The organism is uncultured Sphingobacterium sp. (assembly GCF_964277905.1).
GTDB classification, from domain to species: Bacteria; Bacteroidota; Bacteroidia; order Sphingobacteriales; family Sphingobacteriaceae; genus Sphingobacterium; species Sphingobacterium siyangense.
The window spans coordinates 284,489-305,335 of sequence record NZ_CAXYKD010000043.1 but is presented as its reverse complement, the minus strand read 5'-3'; the positions used below and the strand labels follow the sequence as shown (position 1 = coordinate 305,335).

The following is a 20,847-nucleotide window of genomic DNA, read 5'->3' as shown; positions in this document are numbered from 1 at the left end:
ACTACAAGAAGACGTATGAATTAAAAAACTTATACGATCTATACAAGCTGATTCATCATTCAATGAAAAGAATTTTATCGATATACCTCGACTCCTTTAAGGGACTGTCTCAAGCCGCATGGCTACTTGCCATAGTTATGCTCATCAATAGAATGGGAAGTATGGTGATTCCCTTTCTTGGACTCTACATGACCCAGGTTCTACATTTTGACATTAAACAAGTTGGTGTTGTATTGATGAGTTATGGATTCGGCTCCGTTTGTGGTTCTTATATAGGTGGCTGGCTGACTGATCGGATTGGTAGTTTCAAGGTTCAGTTCGGAAGTCTCATATTGGCCGCGCCTTTATTCTTACTGATTCCACATTTCAAAGAGGTGCAGTCGTTATCCATCATGATTTTTACGTTAAGCTTAATCTTCGATGCCTTTAGACCTGCAAACTCGGTGTCAGTGGCGAGTTATGCTAAACCAGAAAATATCACGCGTGCTTTTTCATTGAATCGCCTAGCGATAAATTTGGGATTTTCAATCGGCCCAGCGGTTGCTGGCTTTTTGGCCACCATCTCATTCAATTGGATCTTTTATGGAAATTCTTTTGCCGTCCTTTGCGCTGCAGTGATTTTCTTTGTCTTTTTTCATAAACGAGAAAAAAGAAGCGATATCAAATCAAAAAAAGAGATTATTCCTGAAAACGAATTGCCTCAAAAAGGACGAAATCCTTATACAGACCTGCCTTTTGTCTTATTCAATATCTTTTGTTGTATTTTCTCATTTTGTTTCTTTCAGCTGATTACGACTTTACCACTTTTCTACCGAGAGGTTCATCATTTGAACGACCACCAAATCGGATTTCTACTCGGTTGGAGTGGTTTCGTTATCGTATTGCTGGAGATGTTTATCGTCCATATCGCTGAAAAAAGATTCTCGTTAATTAGCACGCTCGTCTTTGGAACATTTTTATGTGCCAGCTCTTATGCCATGCTAAATTTTACTGGCGGGCTCGGTTGGTTATATTTCACATTCTTTATTTTTGGTTTAGGTGAGATGCTGACATTACCCTTTATGGCAACGGTTTCTGTTAACCGCTCGACACCCAAAACACAAGGAGCATACATGGGCTTCAATTCCCTTGCTTTTTCAGCAGCAAATATATTTTCACCACTTTTAGGGACAAGCATAGTCGACTCCTTTGGTTTTACAACACTATGGTGGGCGACGGCATTGACCTTATCTGCAACGGCAATCGGGTTCTATTTGGTTCTGAAATGGATGAAATAGTATAAACTAAATAAAAAAAGCGGGTGTATTTAAAATTAAATACACCCGCTTTTTGTAAAATGATTGATAACCTACCAAATTTTAATACGTTTATCGACCGGAACAAACATTTTGTCGCCGTTCTTTGTATCCCAAGCTTTATGGAAAGCATCTAGGTTAATGATCGGCGCAAAAGCACGGTACTGTGCCGGAGAATGCGGATCAGTTTTCACTTGATTGACCACAAACTCGTCTGTTGTCTTCGTTCTCCATATTGTAGCCCAGGAAAGGAAAAAGCGCTGGTCCTGCGTAAAACCATCTATTAATCCAGGATTTCCCTTATCTTTCAGATAAAGTTGCAATGCATCAAAAGCAACTGATGAACCTCCCAAATCCCCAATATTCTCCCCTAATGTAAAGCGACCGTTCACAAAAACACCTGGTACAGGTTCATAGGATTCAAATTGACGTACCAAAGCATCAGCCGCCGCTTCAAATTTCGCCTTATCACTGTCGCTCCACCAGTTGTTCAGGTTTCCGTTTCCATCGTATTTCGCACCCTGGTCGTCAAATCCATGTGAAAGTTCATGACCAATTACCGCACCGATACCACCGAAATTAACTGCAGCATCAGCCTTATAATCATAGAATGGTGGCTGAAGAATCGCTGCCGGAAAGACAATCTCGTTAAACAATGGGCTATAATAAGCGTTTACAGTTTGTGGAGTCATCCCCCATTCTGACTTGTCTACTGGCTTATCTTGTTTCGCCAAATTTTGGTAAAATGCCCATTTACTCGAAGCCAATACATTTTCATACAACGATGTACCAACATCAAGTTTGCTATAATCTTTCCATTTATCCGGATAACCAATTTTAACTTTAAACTTAGCCAGTTTGTCCAATGCTTTTACTTTCGTTTCATCCGACATCCAAGTTAATCCCTTGATATGTTGCCCGAAAGCTTTAACAAGATAGCTTACAAGCTCTTCAGCTTCAGCTTTGGCCTTCGGAGGGAAGTTTTCTTTCACATATAATTTTCCCAATAACTCCCCTGCGATCGAATTGACAAATTCCACACCGCGCTTATCTAAAGCACGCTGCTCCTTTTGTCCTTTTAACTTACGACCCCAGAAGTCAAAATACAGATCATTAAGCTCCTGTGTAGTATATGACGCTGCATTATTTAAAATATGAAATGTCAATAGCTCTTTGATTAGCGGTAGATTTTCAGGATTGAAAACTCGATCCAAATTTTCATAATACTTTATTTCCGGCACAATCACAGTATCAGCCTTAAAACCGACATCCTTTAGGTACTTTGCAATATCCACGTTTTTCACCATCTTTTTTAGATCAGCTACAGCGATCGGATTATATCGACCATTAGCATCACGTGATTGCTCAACAGTTTTAAGGTTTGCGGCCATCTGCTTTTCAAAGGCAACAATTTTTGGACCTTTTAAATCCTTCGTAACTTGGCCCGATTTAGCATAAAGTGCAGAAATATAATTTGAATAGTCGGTTAAGGTTTCTTCGTTCTTCTTGTCTTTTACTTGATAATATGAACGTCCCAAACCTAGACTTCCTCCGCCAAGGTATACTGTATTAACATCGGAATTTTTAAGATGCGCATATACATAGCCACTAAAAAAAGGATTTCCACCAATGGGTGCTACCTCAACAAGATATTTATATAAATCATCGAAATTCTTAATGGCTGCAATTTTAGTAAGATAAGGTTTAACAGGCGCTAAACCAAGTTTATTGCGCGTTTTCATATCCACAAATGATTTATACAAATCACCTATCTTCTGATGGTCTGTACCCTTTTGGAACTGTCCAGATAATGATTCTTGCAAAACCTTCAAAGTAGCAATATCGGTATTTTCACGCAATTCGTCAAAAGAACCCCAACGCGCTTTATCGGAAGGTATTTTGACTGTTTTCATCCATTGCCCGTTCACAAAGTTATAAAAGTCATCTTGAGGACGAACACTCTTATCCATGTAACTCACATTGATTGCATTGTTTTGCGCATGGCTTGTCAATGAGCCGCAGGCTAACAAGGCTGCAAAAAGTAGATTTTTCTTCATATAAAAATTTAGTTTGTTTATCGCTATACACAAACTTAAGAAAAGTTCTTCTATTGTTGATGCAACAAATATGGTTCTAATGACAACCAAAATTAAGAAGCATAGTTGGGTCTATGCTTTATTGCGGGTTGATTTACGTAGTACAAGGATAAAAATCAGTAAGAACAAGGCAATACCTGCGATCCAGATCCACGGATTAGCATACCATAAAGTACCATTCGCTTCTTTGAGTTTTTGATTTTCTTCTAGCGTAACCTGTGCTTTCAATAAAAAAAATGAAAGAACAGAACAAACTAGTAAAGCAGTCTTTTTCATATTTAATCACTTAACATGAATAGAATGCTTTTTTAGCCGTTTTTGTTTGAAATGAATTAAATTATCCTTGTTTGATTTCGCCTAAGTAAACCACATCTTTTAGATCAAAAGGAGTTTCTTGATACACGAAGTAATTCAACCAGTTATTGAAAAGCAGGTTCGCATGGCTTGTCCAGCGCACTAGAGGACGGTTTTCGGGATTGTCATCGACATAATAATTCGCTGGCATAGCAATCTCCTGCCCTTTTTCTAAGTCTCTCTTATACTCTTCATCCAATGTAAAAGGAGCATATTCTGAATGTCCCGTTAAATAAAATTCTCGTCCACCTCGTGAAGAAACGATAGCAATACCTGCTTCTGGCGATTCTGAAAGAATTTCCAAACCCTCTTTCACCAGGAGATCATCCTTCTCAATGGTCGTATGGCGGCTGTGCGGTATAAAGAACTCATCATCAAATCCACGGAATAGCGGATGTCTTTTGTTTAACGTAGTATGCTTAAATACACCAAAAAGCTTTTCCGCTAGTGGCTTCTTCTCTACACCATAGAAATGATACAATGCAGCTTGAGACGCCCAACAGATATATAAGCTTGATGTTACATGGGTTCGTGCCCAATCGAAGATGGTCTGAATTTCTGCCCAGTAGGTCACTTCCTCGAAAGCAACCATTTCAACTGGAGCTCCCGTAATAATCATTCCGTCGTAGAAATTCTCCTTAACCTCAGTCAAGCTCTTATAAAACATCTCCAAATGCTCTTCGGGGGTGTTCTTTGAAACATGCGTTTCAAGTCGCAAAAATTCCATTTCCACCTGCAAAGGATTATTTGACAGCAAACGAATAAAATCTGTCTCTGTCGTAATTTTAAGCGGCATCAAGTTCAGTACTAAAACGCGAAGCGGTCTAATGTCCTGCTCATTTGCTCTTAAATCACTCATGACAAATATATTCTCCTTTTTCAACAACTCAATGGCAGGAAGGTTATTAGGAAGTTTGACCGGCATAGATAATTTCTCCTTATACAATTAGCATGCAAAATTAGCAAGAAAATGCCATAAATGCTAAATGAAACATAAATTATCTTCTATTATATTAATATAATCTCCAACACCAAAATCTATTCCTTACTTAAATCCAATAGGGATTTTCTGAATTTCTGCGACCCAAAATTCATTCCACCAACATGCTTAATGACCAACTTACCAGCCTTGTCCAAAATAATGGTTGTGGGTAGGCTTGTGGTACTCAATTCATTCGGCAACGCCGAATTTAACTGATAGACAGGTAGACTGTATTTTCTTTTCGCCATAAATTTCCTCGAAGTGCTAAGATTTCCATCAATATCGACAGACAAAATAATAATCCTATCGTTGCTTTTAAAATCCTGATAGAGTTGATCCAATGAAGGCATCTCAGCAAGACAAGGTGGGCACCATGTCGCCCATAAATTAATAACCACAACTTTCCGCTTGAGTTGATTTAGGCTCAACACATTGTTTTTACTGTCCCTAAAACTAAGATCATATCCTTCGGTCCAGCCATTGTCCTCCCCTTCGGCAACAGAACGTGTACTTGCTTTACCCAGAAATGGGCTGCAAAACAACAAACTAACCAAGAAAAGGACACTATAATTTACTCTTTTTCTCATACAACACTGTTTCTAAGCATAAACATTAACATAACGTTTGCATCCTAATTTGATTGTCTCTAAATCAGAAAAAGCAATCTATTTTTTTATCCTATTTTTTAATTCATTTTTTAGCGCCGATATAGGCATAAATTCCGTTTTGGAATACAAAAGCGGAAAGATATGTGTAAAAGATATTACAAACAAATTTGGGGATATGTGTATTATATAGTATGAAAATAAGTAAATGAATATGAGCAAAGAGAAATCAATACGAGAAATTGAAATTAACGGAAAAGTTTACCAGTATAGTTCTATTAAAGATCTTCCTGAAGGTAATATCACGCACCTGCCATTCAGCATCCGGATACTACTGGAAAATGTATTGCGTAACCATGATGGATTCAGTATCACGGACGAGCATGTCAATACCCTGATTCATTGGACTCCACAACCTGTTGACAAAGATATACCCTTCAAACCGGCTAGAATTTTAATGCAGGACTTTACCGGAGTACCTGCTGTAGTCGATATGGCTTCCCTACGTGCCGAATTTATCCGTCATGGCAAAGATGGACAAAAAATAAATCCCGCTATACCTGTGGATCTAGTTATTGATCATTCCGTTCAGGTCGATTACTTTGGCACAGACTACTCGTATGACAGGAATGTCGAGTTGGAATATGAACGCAACCGCGAGCGTTATGAACTCCTTAAATGGGCACAGAAAGGATTGAAAAACTTCACTGTTGTTCCTCCGGGTATGGGTATCTGCCATCAGGTTAATTTGGAATATCTTGCCAAAGGAGTAATTGAACGCGACAATTGGCTTTTTCCGGACACATTAGTAGGGACGGATTCTCATACACCAATGGTGAATGGTATTGGTGTACTGGGTTGGGGAGTTGGTGGTATTGAGGCTGAAGCTGCCATGCTTGGACAACCCATCTTTTTCACCTGTCCTGAAGTTATCGGCCTTAAACTTATCGGCAAAATACCAGCGACTTGCACCGCGACAGACATGGTCCTTTCGATAACAAAAATACTTCGCGATAAAGGTGTTGTGGGCAAATTTGTTGAAGTATTTGGCGATGGATTGGACAGCCTTTCGGTGACAGACCGTGCGACAATCTCCAACATGTCCCCAGAATTTGGCTGTACGGTTACCTATTTTCCGATTGATGACCGAACCCTTGAATACATGCATAGCACCAATCGAAGTGCAGAGCAGATTAAAATTGTTGAAGATTATTGCAAAAGCAACTTACTCTGGCGCACGGGCAAGGAAGAAATTCAATATTCGTCGGTGGTTGAATTCAATTTATCAAGCCTGGAGCCAACTGTATCTGGCCCCAAAAGGCCTCAGGATAAAATTCTAGTGAAGGATTTAAAAACCACATTTTCACAACTCTTAGACAGCGAACACCATCGACAATATGTCCCTGTTTTACAGCGGTCGGAATCTGCCTGGCTTGCTGACGGCGGTTCAGGAACAGAGTTTACCTTTGGTAAGGTACCTGTCGAACATGATTCCCCGCATGAAGTTATTCAAGAGTCTATTCATGCCGTTCGTATCAAACACAATCATAAGGAGTATATTGTCAGTGATGGCAGTATTGCGATTGCTGCTATAACAAGCTGTACCAATACCTCGAACCCGACTGTCATGATCGGTGCAGGATTATTGGCCCGTAACGCCATCGAGCGCGGACTTCGCACCAAATCCTGGGTCAAGACCTCTTTAGCCCCAGGTTCAAAAGTCGTTACACAATATCTTGAAAGATCAGGACTTAGTGCTGATCTTGATGCCCTGCGTTTTCACACCGTGGGTTACGGTTGTACCTCCTGTATTGGAAACTCCGGTCCTCTTCCACCACAGATAGCAGAAGCGGTGGAAAAAGGTGAACTAATTGTTGCCTCGGTATTATCAGGCAACCGAAATTTTGAGGCCCGTGTACATCCACAGGTAAAAATGAACTTCTTAATGTCGCCAATGCTTGTTGTGGCCTATGCGCTGGTCGGACGAGTGGATATTAATCTCTTGGAGGAACCATTGGATTACGACCCTAACGGTCAGCCCGTATATCTGAAAGATATTTGGCCAAGCCGCGAGGATATTATCGAAACCGTCAATGCCTGCGTCAAACAATCGGATTTCCAAGAAGTCTATGATGTCATATTCGACGGGTCGACAGACTGGCAAGAACTTGAAGTGAATCTTGATCAAAATTACCAGTGGGACAATACGTCCACCTACATCAAAGAATCGCCATTTTTTGAGAATTTACAAGCCGTTCCTAATCCAATACAGGATATTCAGAATGCAAGGGTATTACTTTATCTCGGTGACTCGGTGACTACGGATCATATCTCACCCGCAGGTTCATTCAAAGAAGAAACTGCAGCTGGACAATACCTCAGATCACATCAGGTAAGTAAAGAAGATTTCAATTCTTATGGATCTAGACGTGGGAATCACGAAGTCATGATGCGCGGAACATTTGCCAATGTGCGTATTAAAAACAAAATTACCGATCGTGAAGGTGGATTTAGCCGTTACTTCCCCACCAATGAGGTGAAGACGGTATATGAAACTGCAATGGAATACCGCAAAAACAACACAGCGCTCATCGTACTGGCAGGAAAAGAGTATGGTTCGGGTTCCTCCAGAGATTGGGCGGCAAAGGGAACATTCCTCCTTGGCGTGCGTGCGGTTATTGCTGAAAGTTTCGAGCGTATTCACCGAAGTAATCTTGTCGGTATGGGCGTAGCACCTCTTGTATTTATCAATGACGAAAACGCAGAGAAATTAGGACTAGATGGAACAGAAGTCTATAGCATCTCGGGACTTGAGAACGATTTAACACCCCATAAACTTCTCTCGGTAAAGGCGGTACATGACAATGGAACAGTAACCACATTTCAAGTGAAAGCAAGACTCGATTCAGCCATTGAAATAGAGTATTTTAAGAATGACGGTATTCTACAATATGTGCTGCGTCAGTATTTAAAGAACAACTAACATTGTCCAAATTAGCGCATCGAAATATCTAAAAAAGTAAAGGGCACTGATCAGTGCCCTTTAACAAACTATATAAAAACCTACCAGAGTTCTACAATACATCAGTCTTACCCCCAGCACCCCAAGAATTATGTTTTATGGCTATGCCAAAAATAGCTATAAAAAATCCTCCTTTTTATCCCTGAAATCAGGTATTTTGTTCGCAAGCGGAAATAGCGCCTTTGACTTTATTTTAAAGTAAAATCATTCGGCAGAATTGCTTATTTTCGCTAAAATCAATGCTAACACGATACAAAATGGAAGAACTTGTCGAACAAACAATCACTAAACAAACATTTACAGCTGAACTGAAGCAAGTTCAGGAATTCTACAAATGCACCTTTGAGCAATGTGATTTCCAGAACGCAGAACTCGTAGATCTCCTATTCACAAATTGTGAATTTAAATCATGTAATCTTTCTAATGTCAGTCTAAAGGGCACACAATTAGATCATGTTGTTTTTAGTGATTGCAAAATGCTCGGCATACACTTTAATGAATGTAGTTCATTTTCCTTTCATGCTAATTTCAGCAACTCGGTTCTGGATTACTCCTCTTTTTTTGAAAGAAATATAAAGAAGTTCCAGTTTGAACAATGCTCTTTGCAACATGTGGATTTTGAACGGGCCAACCTTCAACAGGCGCTGTTTAAAAAAACGAATTTGCTAAATGCCCGCTTTGTACAATGCAATCTCGAGGGCTGCGATTTTCGGTCTTCGATCAATATCCAGCTAGATCCAGAGGTCAATCGTATGAAAAAAAGTAAATTTGGCCCGGAACAACTACCTGGCCTACTGCTTAAATATCAACTGATTATTGATTAAATATGGAAAAACCCGTTGTATTAACTCCCAAAATCAATGTATTCATTTGAAACATGTTGATTTATCGTTAAATAACGGATTTCAGGGATAAAACTCCCCACTTTCAATCAGGATATTTGTCATTCAAAGTTTAAGAAGATGAAAAAAATATCCCTATCATTCGCAGCTATCTTAGCGGCCAGCACAATGTCGTTTGCACAGATCAATAAAGCATTTAAGATCAACTATGCCATTACGTATCCTGTCGATCCCAGCGAAGAAGCACAAGCAGCTCCAGTTTCTGTTTACGAAGCGTATGTTAACAATGATAAAATAAAAGTTATATCGGCTTCCGGAGACGGCGAAGAGTCAATCTTTCTCATTAAAAAAAATGAAGAACAATCAATTATATTGTACCCAGGACTGGCAAAATACGTCGTTAAAGAAAATGCGCTCAGCCCACATGCGATCAAATTCATCCCAAACCAGACAAAAATGATTGCCGGTTATCCCTGCAAACTAGCTCAGGTCGAAATTCCTATTTCAAAAGATAACGAGGAAAACAACACCTTATCGATCTGGTATAGCGATAAATTGCCAGCCACCTATTGGGAGGGATTTGATCTGTTCAAAAAAATCCCCGGAGCGGTGCTGCAGTTAACAACACCTCTTGGAATGGATATGATTGCCCAAAACATCGCCGATAGCCAACTGGACGACAAAGATTTTATCGTACCTGAGGATTATGAGCAAGTAGCATCCATTTATGACGACGAGGAAGATTCGGAAGAAAGCAACCAGATTGCTGAAAATCTGTATTTATTTGAAGATGCTGCAAATAATCTCCTAGGGATACAAGACGGTGAAGAAAAAACAATTGTACCAGCACAATACCTATACATCGCACCATTTGTTAGCGATCTTAGTATAGTTCAATATAAAAATGAAAAATATGGTGCCATTAATCTGGCCGGTAAACCAATCATCCCCTTCCAATACGATTATTTAGGTTACGATGATCACCTTGGACAACTGGTTTTTGGACTAAACGAAAAATATGGGGTCATGGATAAATCCGGCAAAATTTTAATTTCCGCAAATTATGATATGATATCGTTCATTAACGGTGGTTATGCCGTATTTCAGCAGAAAAATAAATATGGTATATTGAATCAGGCGGGCAAAATAATTGTCCCGGCGACCTATAGCTATATTTCTGAAAATAATTCAACGCATTTCATTAGTATCGAAAACGACACGTATAATCTTACTGAAATAAAAACCAATAAAATCGTTGCTCCCGACTACGATTTAATTTCAGTTACAGAAGAACCTAATCTTTTCCTTGCTAGTAAAGATGGAAAATATGGTTATTTAGATGGTCAGGGAAAAGTGGCCATACCATTTATATACAGCGGGGCTACCTCTTTCAGTGATGGTGTAGCTTCTGTCTCATTAGCGGATTCGGACGATGTAATTTTGATTAATACAAAAGGTGAACGTGTAGAAATAGATGCCGCGGCAGAGGCAACAGATACAATTTAAGAACCAGAAACCAAAAAAGGCAGCAGATATACCTGCTGCCTTTTTTGTTATACGCTTGCCGATCATCAAAGATCAATAGGAGTTTATTTTTTCCTTTTAAACAGCTTTTTGCCAATCGTAAATAAAATCACCACGATAATACCTCCTCCTAGGCCAAACAACAGCTCTTTTATCATTCCTGGCAGGGCTGGTAGCGCATGGTGTAAGAAATCAATGTAATGCGCAAATATTCCGCCTGAAACCAGAATTAAAGCAAATGTACCTACAACGGCCAATAATTTGATAACAAAGGGCAGCGCACGGACTAAAAACCGACCTAGGCTCGCAACAGGACCTTTTTCACGGGAGGTTTTAATTAATTTATAACCTGCATCGTCCATGCGAACGATAAGTGCTACAATACCATAGACTCCGACTGTGGCCAAAAAAGCAACAACCGAAACCGTAATAATTTGTAAGGATAAGCTTTTTCCCAGAACGGTTCCCAAAGCAATAATGACGATTTCCACAGAAAGAATAAAGTCTGTCGTAATAGCCGATTTTACCTTCGCTTTTTCAGCGGCAACTGAGTTTTCAGCAACGACAGTCTCCACTTTTGTTTCCTCCGTAGGATGTTTGCGATGGAACAGGTATTCAATAATCTTCTCAACACCTTCAAAAGCAAGATAGAAACCTCCCAAGATTAAAATATATTTGATGGCAATTGGAAAAAAGACATTCAGTAATAATGCTATTGGTACAATTATCAACTTATTGAGCAGTGAGCCCTTTGTAATTGCCCATAAAACCGGGAGCTCGCGTGAAGCTAAAAAGCCAGTCGCCTTCTCGGCATTAACCGCTAAATCGTCACCTAAGATTCCAGCAGTTTTTTTTGTTGCGATTTTACTCGCTACTGCCACATCATCCATCAACGCTGCAATATCATCTAGAATTGCAAATATTCCTGAAGCCATAGTTATATAAAAATTGAACGTAAAAATATAAATTTAATTCAATTTTGAAATAAGGAATTTAATCCATTTGCAATATCAAGCTACATTACATTTGAATTAAATACGTAATTTTAATACCACAAGGACAACCATTATGAAAAATTTGCTTACAGAAGAGGAACAGTCAATGCTACTTGAAACGCTAAAAGAAAGGTTTCAGAAATTCCCCAAACGACACCCACAGCTCAGCTGGGACGAAGTAGTGCATAAATTGCTTGAAAGCCCCCAAAAATTATGGAGTTTGTTCCAAATGGAAAAGAGCGGTGGCGAGCCCGACCTTGTTATTATTGATCCAAACAAAAAGCAGTATGCTTTTGTGGATTGTACAGAAGAAAGTCCCAAAGGAAGAAGAAGCCTCTGTTTTGACCAAAAAGCCTTAGATGACAGGAAGGAAAACAAGCCTATTGGAAGCGCTGTCGAAGAAGCTAAAAAAATGGGGACCGAGCTGCTTTCTGAACAACAATATCGCCAACTCCAAATGTTAGGTGAATTTGATTTAAAAACTTCCAGCTGGATACAAACTCCAGCGGATATTCGTAAGCTTGGTGGCGCCTTATTTGGAGACAGACGTTACAACCAAGTTTTCACTTATCATAATGGTGCGATCTCCTATTATGCGGCACGGGGCTTTCGTACCATACTTTTTCTTTAAATAAAAGCACTTAACCATCAAAATATAATACCTATATGAAAACAATTTTAATCGCTACCCTACTCTTTTGCTTGGGAGCTGCTCAACCACTTTTTTCACAAGTATCTTTTCCTTCTTTCTTAGAAGGGACGTGGAAGGTTGACAATAAAGAGGAATACGAACAATGGGATCGTATAAACGAACATGAATTAAAAGGCCTTTCCTATGCGTTGAAAAATGGCCAAAAGATAGTCAGTGAATACCTAAAATTGACCAAAATAAAGGATAAAATCATATATACAGCACTAGTCATCGGACAAAACAATGGGAAAGAAGTCAATTTTGAGCTAAATTATCAGGATAGTACCTATTCTTTTGTCAATGAGGCCCATGATTTCCCTAATTACATTCGATATACACGCGTCGCTACAAACCGACTTCATATTGCAGTGGAAGGAAAATCGGGAAAAGTCAGATCTTTTTATGCGACTAAAATCGTACCCACAACGACCGTAGCGAACCCAAATTACGATCAGGAACTCGCAAAAAAATTAGGAGCCGATGATTATGGAATGAAATCCTACATCTTTGTCCTCCTGAAAACTGGCGAGAATAAAACAACAGACAAACAATTTATTAATGAATGTTTCAAAGGTCACATGGAAAATATCAATCTTCTCGTAAAAAATGGGCAACTGATTGTTGCTGGGCCGTTTGGAAAAAATGACAATAACTTCCGGGGGCTTTTTATCTTAAATAACATGGCTTCTATTGATGCGGCAAAGCATATTTTAGAAAACGATCCAGCGATAAAGAATGGTCTCTTAGAAGCTTCATTTTACCCTTGGTATGGTTCAGCTGCTTTAGCAGAATACCTGTCCCAAGTAGATAAAATCTGGAAAAAACAACATTAGCTGTTTGTTCGTGACATACAGCTGTCATTTGCCGATCTAACTTTGCAGAAAACAAGACATGAAAAATCAAACAATCCCTTCATTCAGTATAATTGGCCTCGCCATCCGTACGAGCAACCAAGATGGACAGGCAGCTAAGGACATTCCGGAACTTTGGGCCCGCTTTTTTAAAGAAGATGTATTAAGCCGTATTCCCAACAAGATATCCAGCGAACTCTACTGTATCTATACCGAATATGAAAAGGATCACACCTTACCTTATACCACTTTCTTGGGCTGTAAAGTAAGCAATCTTGAAGAAGTACCCGAAGACTTGGATGGTATTCATATCGCTGAAAATCATTACCAACACTTTACTGCAGAAGGAAGTTTAGAAGATGGGATCGTTTATGAAACTTGGCAAAAGATATGGAGTTCGGATTTACCAAGAACGTATGCCGCAGACTTCGAAATATATGGCGAAAAAGCCCAAAATCCGAAAGACGCAAAAGTGGATATTTTCATCGGTATCCAGTAGGCCCGCTATCGTAACAAAAAGTATGTCGTAAGCTATTTATCATTTATTTTAAACTAAATAACACTTACCTTTGTGCCGATTTAAAGAAAAACATTATGCAAGGCAATACGACATACAGAAAAAAAGTTGTTCGATATAGCTATTTAAAATTAATTGGAAGTTCAGCTCTTGTCAGTATCATTTGTTGCTTATTGGCATACAGTCTCAAGCACAGCACTGGTTATGTACAGGAAGAATTGTTTGAAAGAGTATCTTCCTGGAATCCTAAACTGTTTATTATTCTACCCAGCATAGGTATTACAGCTATTTATTTCTTACGGAAATACGCTTTTCAAAACAGAAAAAACAAAGGGATCAAAGAAATCTATACAACATTGGAAACAAGAAAAGACCATTTGCCTTTTTTTAAGATTCCATCACATTATATCAATGGTTTTCTAACTGTAATTTTTGGTGGCTCAACCGGTGTTGAAGTCTCCACAGTTGTTGCCACAGCCACAGTCGGTAACCAAGCGTATAAAACATTACATCCGGCTTGGGCCTACAAAACCGAGTTGATCTGCGCAGGCGTAATTGCTGGAGTCACACTGTTGTTTGGAAGCGCATTGGGTGGTTTTCTTTTCGCTTTTGAGGTAATTGCACGGAGATATAATAAGACTTTACTCATTAGTGGACTAACTTCAATGGCTGTGGCGTCCGTATTTGTTTATTACCTTGACGCAAGTCCTTTATTTACATTTGAGGTAAAAGTATGGCGATGGCAGGCGATCCCTTTTGTCGCTATTTTAGGACTGATTGGCGGGATCTTAGCGTTATATTTTACTAAAATTGTTATTTATGCAAAATCCTATTTTGCAGGCATAAAAAGTAATTTTATCCGAGTCAACTTGGGCGCAATCACCGTTGGGACGTTTATCTTTTTCTTGCCGGCACTGTATGGCGACAGCTATCATGGTCTCGGAGAAATTCTAAAAAGCAGTCTGCATGATTCTGTTAATTTACTGTACTTTCTTCCGCTGATCCTGCTTGTTCTCTTAAAACCTTTTGTAGCCTCTTTGACTTTAGGTGCAGGTGGTGATGGCGGAGTTTTTGCCCCAAGTATTGTTACAGGTGCATTGTTAGGCGTCTTGTTTGCACAGCTTTGTAATCATTACCTAGGCACACAATTGGTGGTGATAAATTTTGCTCTTTTTGGTGCTGCAGCAATGCTTTCTGCGGCTATACACGCACCATTTACGGCAATCTTTATTATTGCAAGCCTTGTTCCTTCAGGCTATTTATTACTAGCACCGCTACTCATCAGCAGTTTTATTGCGAAAGTGCTGGCAAAAAAACTATATCCTTATAATGTATACACCTATAAGGAAGTGGCGACAGCCAAACCATTTTAATCTCACGCATTGATCAACAAAACATGATCAAATCACAATAAAAAAGCGCCTCAAATACATTTGAGGCGCTTTTTTCATGATTTAATCTTCCCTGCTCCCATCATCTGCCATACGGACTAACTTGGGCGAAAACTTTGCCACGACATCAACAAGATCTTTTTGTGAAGCCATTACGGTATGGATGTCTTTATAGGCCATCGGCGCTTCATCCATCCCTGCCCCAAGCAACATAATACCTTTATCTTTAAGCATCGAATGGAGATCATGGGAAGATAACGTTTTAATCGCTTGCGTACGGCTCATCAGTCGACCTGCCCCATGAGATGCCGATTGTATCGCATTCGACTCCCCTTTTCCACGAACCAAAAATCCTGGTGTAGCCATGGAGCCTGGAATAATCCCCATAACCCCTTTTGCAGCTGGCGTAGCACCTTTTCGATGGACAATAACCTCTTGACCATTCCACGTTTCCTTCCATGCAAAATTGTGGTGATTTTCAACCTTCGCCAACAATTCGGCCCCTAAAGCCAACGTAATCTTTTCATGGATCACTTCATGGCAAGCTGATGCATAATCGCCGGCGAGATTCATCGCTAGCCAATATTCTTGCCCTTCATGGCTGTCTAGGTCCAGATAGGCCAGATTTTCCGCTTGGTAAGGCAACTTACACAAGGATTTGGCTAATTTTGTATAATGTGCCGCAATGGTAGCGCCCATTCCTCTTGAACCTGAATGGGTCAGTAAGCCTAAATAGGCTCCGCTATCAATGTTCAAAACCTCATCTCTTTCTTCAAATTCGACTATACCAAACTCCACAAAATGATTCCCCCCACCTGAAGATCCCAATTGCGTCCAGGCCTTATCCTTCAATGCGGAAAGGAAGCTGTTCTCAGTGAACAATTCGTTATCCAATACAGCATGATCTACACGTTCATGTCTCAAATATCCATTGCCAGCACCAAACTTACTATTACGCAGAATAATGTCTTTCAAGGTCATTAAATTCTCTTCCAAAAATGAGGCTGGCAAATCAAAGATCGACAAAGCCATACGACAGCCAATATCGACACCGACGCCGTAAGGAATCACCGCATTAGTAGTCGCCAGTACTCCACCAATTGGCAACCCATATCCTTGATGTGCATCTGGCATCAGCGCTCCGGCAACTGAAACAGGCAATTTCATAGCGATATTCATCTGTACTTTTGCCCCGGTTTCGATTTCAGATGCGCCATAGATCGTATATTCCGCCGGAGTCTCGTTCAATGCAATTAACGACTTATCAACAGCCTCTTGTCCAAGTATGGCATGGGCCAAAATTCCGAAAACAGCATCTTCTGAATACCCGGTCGGATCTTCCAGGACAGACTTGAACTTTTCGAGCATTTCTAACCGCGTAAAACCGTGTCTTTTACTATTGATCTTTAATGCCACGCCCAAGGAATGATTCTCTTTATATCCTAATGCAATTAAATCATTGCCATTTATTCTCTTATTTTCCATTTTTTTACGTTCTTTTTTGATGGAGCAGCCATACAACTTTTCCAAAGCAGGTAACAACATCTCTTTACGTTGCTACCCGCACCTCTTTCAACTTATTAATCTTTTATTTCACAAACAATTGCTTAAGCTGATCAACAATCTGTCCATTTCCGGAAACCGAAATCGTATTGATCTTTTCAGCAATCTTTTCGACATATTCCATTTCCTTCAATTTAAACAACATACTGTTTTCTTCCATCAGCTTCGCGGTATTCAACAAACTCCGTGTTGAAGCAGTCTCTTCACGACGCATGATGCTATTTGCCTGCGCCCTCTTCTCTGCAATCAACACCTGGTTCATGATGTCCCGCACATCTCCTGGTAAAATAACATCTTTAACGCCACAGGTCAACAGTGTTATGCCCAAGCCCGCGACTTGTGGCAATGTATTTTCTAAGACATAGCCCTGTATTTCGGTCTTTCGCTCCATCAACTCGTCCAAAGTCATCTGGCCAATATAGGACCGTAAGGTCAACTGCATCAACGAATACAATTGCTTTTCATATTCTTTATTATCCAATAGCGCTTTGACAATATCCACAATCTGATATTGCAGCGTGAAATTGATTCTGATCTGTGCCTTATCTTTGGACAAGATCTCCTGTCCCGCCACCTCCAACGTCAAGACTCTCATATCAGCTTTTGAAATCGCTATGGTTTTTGCATTCTTCCACCAACAATACGTTCCCGACTTCAAAATATCTACAAACACACCGTCCACAAAAAGCAATGCTTTCTCATTTGGTTCAATTTTATATTGACGTACATAATAGCCTAAGCTCTGCTTCTCCAGCAATTGACGATTAACAGCTGCAGGGATCTCAATCTCCGTAATGTCTTCCAATTGAAATCTGCGTTCGCGCAATTCCTTCCAAAAAACATGTCTGCCAGATGCTAACGTCTTTTCAAAATTACCATTCAAAAAAACAAGACAGATCTCCGTATCACCTACTTCTACGATATCGACCAATTCGGAAAAACCTGTCAACTGCAACAGTACATCGACATTGCGACCGGAAGGAAATGGATGAGTAGTCGTGTACTTCTCCAGTTTTTCACCAAATCCCAACCAGTAGTTACCGGATTTCAAAACACGGATCACCGCATTCTTCTTAACAACCAATCCGATTTCGTCTGTAGTTATCTGTACTCTTTTCATTGTATATTCTTTTAAATTTTCCTCATTTCTATTATAAAACCTGCTATTTTTTATCCCTTGACCTCAAGCGGGATTCGAAAGTCCAGGTACCCTTTTTTAAAATCAAAAGCCGATGAACAAATACCCCATCTTATTGTCATGACGTTTTATTATAAACGCAGATACCTCACTTAGGAATCTCAGGCCATCAATCAATTGCTCAATCGCATGAAAACAGCGTATAAGCAGGATAAAAGATAGCAAGCTTCTACCAAACGACCTTTTTGAAGAAAGTCTTAACTTTGAATGTCCGAATGGACAGTTCGATGCAATACCCTTATGCTATTCCATCCGAAAATGGAAGTGGGATTCGAACCCACACAATTGTGTTGTTATTCTAACCAGACTGAACTATCCTGATTGCTCAGGAGTAGGAATCGAACCTACGACCCACAACTAACTGCTTTGCTCTACCCTTGAGCTACCTTTTTTACAGGAGAGGATTCGAACCTCTAACACGAGCACTTTCCTTTCAACTTCTCGTTTTATCAGTATATTGAAGCTCATAGAGAACAATACTAACCTGCTATACTGAAACAGGTGACCAGGATGCCATCTGAAGAAGAAAGGCTCTTTTATACTTCATAATAAAGTATATATCTTAAAGCTTTTCGCTATAATTTCCATCAAAGAACGTTTGTCATTGTTGACATTACAAATATCGCAGGTTTAATACGCAGGGAATTTGCGTAACAATAAAAATAAATAAGAAAAACTCATGTAAAACTATATAGTGCTGATATACAGGTAGTAAAAATAAATGATTGGTGTAAAAAAAGATTAAGAGTCCTGAACTGCGCAAATTCATTGCGTCTTAAATCGACACGGTAGACTTGTGGCCCGCTGCATTATTTCAAAAAAAACGGAAAATTAGATTTTTTGATGAATATTCTGTTGAATATAGTGGTAATCCGTGATCATGTTATCCGATTTATATCCTAATTTTATTCCAATATTAAGACGATATCAAAAAATGAAAAGTTTATATGCAACAATAGGGCTGTTTTGCATGTTAGCAAGCTGTAAAAATTCAGCGCAAGACCATAAAAGCGCTACTGCAAATCATCCTGCAAAGCAAATACCATTCAAAGACAGCACAAGGACAGCAAAGCAAGACACGGCAGTGGGTCAGAATCAGCAAGCAGAAGCTTGGCTGAAAGGAATTTTTCAATGTACAGGTTCCGCATCTGGAAAATATTGTTACTATCTGGATAAAGAGGACGCATTATGTACCAAGCGATTCCAAGCCTTTTTAAAAGATGCGAATGAAATTTACGGGCCCTCCAACCTCACAGATGAAGAACTACCCAAAGCTGAGGCAGCTTACAAGGCCAAATGGGGAAAAATCTACACCTTATATACGGAGGAAACCTGGTTATTTGGAAGAGGTAATGACGACGCATTGGATATCAAGGATGTCAAAATCGACAAAGTAACTGAAAGCAAATTTATCGTATTTATTGATTACGGTAATGATATCCGAACAAAAAATGAAGTTCAATTGGTCAATGAGCAAGGTTCTTATAAAATAGATTATTGCAAGACGACTTTCCTACGCTAAACGTTATCCCCAGCATTGAAAATGCCAATTTTCTAGATGATAAATTGGCATTTTCAATTTATGATTATTTGCTACTTTCAATTAAGCTTGGGAACTATTGTTCCATTTGACCACATTTCCCTGATGGATAAGCCCATAGACAGTTGAGATGCGAGAAACTGCTTCTGCAGAACAACTCGCATCGACAAAAAGGAGGCTAGCATCATCTCCAACTTTCGGCCATACGGAATTCCCTTGATCATCAAGCGGAATTTTGCCATTGGTCGCATAACGAAGGCAACGGGATAACTCGAATTCAGTTTCATAACCATATAATTCCGCAGCCAGATTGGCTTTTTGAAGCATATTACCACTACCGAAAGTACCCCAATGGTCCTGAACATTGTCGTTTCCTACGAAAACTTCCACTCCCGCTTTTTTCAATTCCCGAAATGGCATCAACATATTGCGAAAAGGAACCGAACTGCAGATACCAACTTTCGCTTCTGCCAATCGTTCGGCCGTATGTGCTAAGTCCTTTTTCGGCATGTAGCCTAAGGCGAAAGCATGACTGATAAATGTACGTCCCTGCAATGCCGGATTTTCCAATGCTTTATCAATCAAATAATGTATGGTCTTAACACCTGATTCCCCACCCTCATGCAAGTGGATATCGATTCCCTTGTTATTATCCAATGCAAGTTGAACTGTCAAGTCCATCGGTTTCTCAATACTGCCGTCAATACTAAAGGGATCCAAACCACCAATAAAATCTACCTGCCCCCATTTAGCGACTTCCTCCATCAGCTTCGCTGATGCTGTGTAGAATAGACCGTGCTGAGGGAATGCAACCAGTTCTGCAGCAAATGAATATTTTAAATGTTCCAGCGCCTGTAACAAATGCTCCAATGACTTTGTTCCCGATGTTGGATCTACATTAAAATGCGTACGTGCAAAATTTGTTCCGTAGCCCTGTAAAAGCGCGATTAACTTTTCGGCCCGTTCGACAGAGGTTTTCAACAACTCGGGGATAATCACCTGTTCCTTGGCAATCATATCTTTTACAGTTCTATTTTTTGGAAATACCGCCTTCCAGGGCAGGCCGTATAATGTTTTATCCAAATGAATATGCATGTCACGGAATGGTGGCAATGCCAATTTACCTTTCACATCAAAAGCTTTTCCATTCGCTACCGATTGCGCTTGCTCAATATTTTTTATTTTATTTGCCTCAATTTGAATGTCAAACAATGCTGTTTTTGTAGCAACAATTTCCTCATGCTCATAAAGAAAGCCTGTTTCTAACAACACATTCTTCAACAAATATGTCTCTTGATTCTGATTGATCTCATTCATACCTATATCATTTTTACCAAAGCTAAGTGATTTGAGACAATGATCTTTGTACGAATTATCACAG

Annotated in this window: 17 protein-coding genes and 1 tRNA gene; 9 read left to right on the top strand and 9 right to left on the bottom strand. The window is 39.6% G+C overall.

Annotation, left to right across the window (positions count from 1 at the left end):
• Window positions 1–62 precede the first annotated feature (62 nt).
• Entirely contained in the window at window positions 63–1,277 is a 1,215-nt protein-coding gene (locus ACHWSC_RS19805; protein WP_346068606.1) for an MFS transporter, read from the top strand.
• Window positions 1,278–1,348: 71 nt separating this feature from the next.
• Here the strand turns inward: ACHWSC_RS19805 and ACHWSC_RS19800 are convergent, their stop codons facing one another.
• From ACHWSC_RS19800 to ACHWSC_RS19785, 4 genes are all read right to left on the bottom strand, one after another.
• Window positions 1,349–3,352: a M13 family metallopeptidase gene (locus ACHWSC_RS19800; RefSeq protein ID WP_394677895.1), complete on the bottom strand. Its 2,004-nt coding sequence runs from the start codon at window positions 3,350–3,352 to the stop codon at window positions 1,349–1,351.
• Window positions 3,353–3,463: 111 nt separating this feature from the next.
• Entirely contained in the window at window positions 3,464–3,667 is a 204-nt protein-coding gene (locus ACHWSC_RS19795) for a hypothetical protein (protein ID WP_153847338.1), read from the bottom strand.
• Window positions 3,668–3,728: 61 nt separating this feature from the next.
• Complete coding sequence (gene metA / locus ACHWSC_RS19790) at window positions 3,729–4,670, bottom strand: homoserine O-succinyltransferase (RefSeq protein ID WP_394677894.1); 942 nt, start codon at window positions 4,668–4,670, stop codon at window positions 3,729–3,731.
• A gap of 113 nt (window positions 4,671–4,783) precedes the next feature.
• Entirely contained in the window at window positions 4,784–5,314 is a 531-nt protein-coding gene (locus ACHWSC_RS19785) for a TlpA family protein disulfide reductase (RefSeq protein WP_394677893.1), read from the bottom strand.
• 232 nt (window positions 5,315–5,546) lie between these two features.
• Between ACHWSC_RS19785 and acnA the strand changes: the two genes are divergently transcribed.
• The 3 genes from acnA to ACHWSC_RS19770 all read left to right on the top strand — a co-directional run bounded on the left by acnA (window position 5,547) and on the right by ACHWSC_RS19770 (window position 10,702).
• Window positions 5,547–8,315 (top strand): aconitate hydratase AcnA, encoded by a 2,769-nt coding sequence (gene acnA / locus ACHWSC_RS19780; protein WP_394677892.1) that lies wholly within the window; start codon window positions 5,547–5,549, stop codon window positions 8,313–8,315.
• Between the two features lie 278 nt (window positions 8,316–8,593).
• Window positions 8,594–9,178 (top strand): pentapeptide repeat-containing protein, encoded by a 585-nt coding sequence (locus tag ACHWSC_RS19775; RefSeq protein ID WP_394677891.1) that lies wholly within the window; start codon window positions 8,594–8,596, stop codon window positions 9,176–9,178.
• A gap of 138 nt (window positions 9,179–9,316) precedes the next feature.
• Window positions 9,317–10,702, top strand: coding sequence for a WG repeat-containing protein (locus ACHWSC_RS19770; protein ID WP_394677890.1), 1,386 nt, complete (start codon window positions 9,317–9,319; stop codon window positions 10,700–10,702).
• An 83-nt stretch (window positions 10,703–10,785) separates the two neighbouring features.
• Here the strand turns inward: ACHWSC_RS19770 and ACHWSC_RS19765 are convergent, their stop codons facing one another.
• On the bottom strand, window positions 10,786–11,655 hold the full coding sequence (locus tag ACHWSC_RS19765; RefSeq protein ID WP_088161609.1) for a DUF808 domain-containing protein: 870 nt from the start codon (window positions 11,653–11,655) through the stop codon (window positions 10,786–10,788).
• Window positions 11,656–11,788: 133 nt separating this feature from the next.
• Between ACHWSC_RS19765 and ACHWSC_RS19760 the strand changes: the two genes are divergently transcribed.
• The 4 genes from ACHWSC_RS19760 (at window position 11,789) to ACHWSC_RS19745 (ending at window position 15,147) form a co-directional block, all read left to right on the top strand.
• The gene (locus ACHWSC_RS19760; protein WP_120334356.1) at window positions 11,789–12,346 is read left to right on the top strand and encodes a DUF4256 domain-containing protein; all 558 of its coding nucleotides are present in this window, start codon (window positions 11,789–11,791) and stop codon (window positions 12,344–12,346) included.
• A 35-nt stretch (window positions 12,347–12,381) separates the two neighbouring features.
• Entirely contained in the window at window positions 12,382–13,239 is an 858-nt protein-coding gene (locus ACHWSC_RS19755) for a DUF6265 family protein (protein ID WP_394677889.1), read from the top strand.
• Between the two features lie 58 nt (window positions 13,240–13,297).
• The gene (locus tag ACHWSC_RS19750) at window positions 13,298–13,756 is read left to right on the top strand and encodes a GyrI-like domain-containing protein (RefSeq protein WP_201668332.1); all 459 of its coding nucleotides are present in this window, start codon (window positions 13,298–13,300) and stop codon (window positions 13,754–13,756) included.
• 95 nt (window positions 13,757–13,851) lie between these two features.
• On the top strand, window positions 13,852–15,147 hold the full coding sequence (locus ACHWSC_RS19745) for a chloride channel protein (protein WP_394677888.1): 1,296 nt from the start codon (window positions 13,852–13,854) through the stop codon (window positions 15,145–15,147).
• 81 nt (window positions 15,148–15,228) lie between these two features.
• Here ACHWSC_RS19745 and ACHWSC_RS19740 read toward each other — a convergent pair whose 3' ends face one another.
• The 3 genes from ACHWSC_RS19740 to ACHWSC_RS19730 all read right to left on the bottom strand — a co-directional run bounded on the left by ACHWSC_RS19740 (window position 15,229) and on the right by ACHWSC_RS19730 (window position 18,313).
• Entirely contained in the window at window positions 15,229–16,650 is a 1,422-nt protein-coding gene (locus ACHWSC_RS19740) for an RtcB family protein (protein ID WP_394677887.1), read from the bottom strand.
• Window positions 16,651–16,753: 103 nt separating this feature from the next.
• On the bottom strand, window positions 16,754–17,848 hold the full coding sequence (locus ACHWSC_RS19735; RefSeq protein ID WP_394677886.1) for a slipin family protein: 1,095 nt from the start codon (window positions 17,846–17,848) through the stop codon (window positions 16,754–16,756).
• Between the two features lie 403 nt (window positions 17,849–18,251).
• Window positions 18,252–18,313, bottom strand: a tRNA-OTHER gene (locus ACHWSC_RS19730).
• Between the two features lie 547 nt (window positions 18,314–18,860).
• Between ACHWSC_RS19730 and ACHWSC_RS19725 the strand changes: the two genes are divergently transcribed.
• Window positions 18,861–19,448, top strand: coding sequence for a hypothetical protein (locus ACHWSC_RS19725; protein WP_394677885.1), 588 nt, complete (start codon window positions 18,861–18,863; stop codon window positions 19,446–19,448).
• Between the two features lie 81 nt (window positions 19,449–19,529).
• On the opposite strand, the gene ACHWSC_RS19720 is transcribed toward ACHWSC_RS19725, so the two are convergent.
• Window positions 19,530–20,783, bottom strand: a complete 1,254-nt coding sequence (locus ACHWSC_RS19720) for an amidohydrolase (RefSeq protein WP_394677884.1) — start codon at window positions 20,781–20,783, stop codon at window positions 19,530–19,532.
• Between the last annotated feature and the right edge of the window lie 64 nt (window positions 20,784–20,847).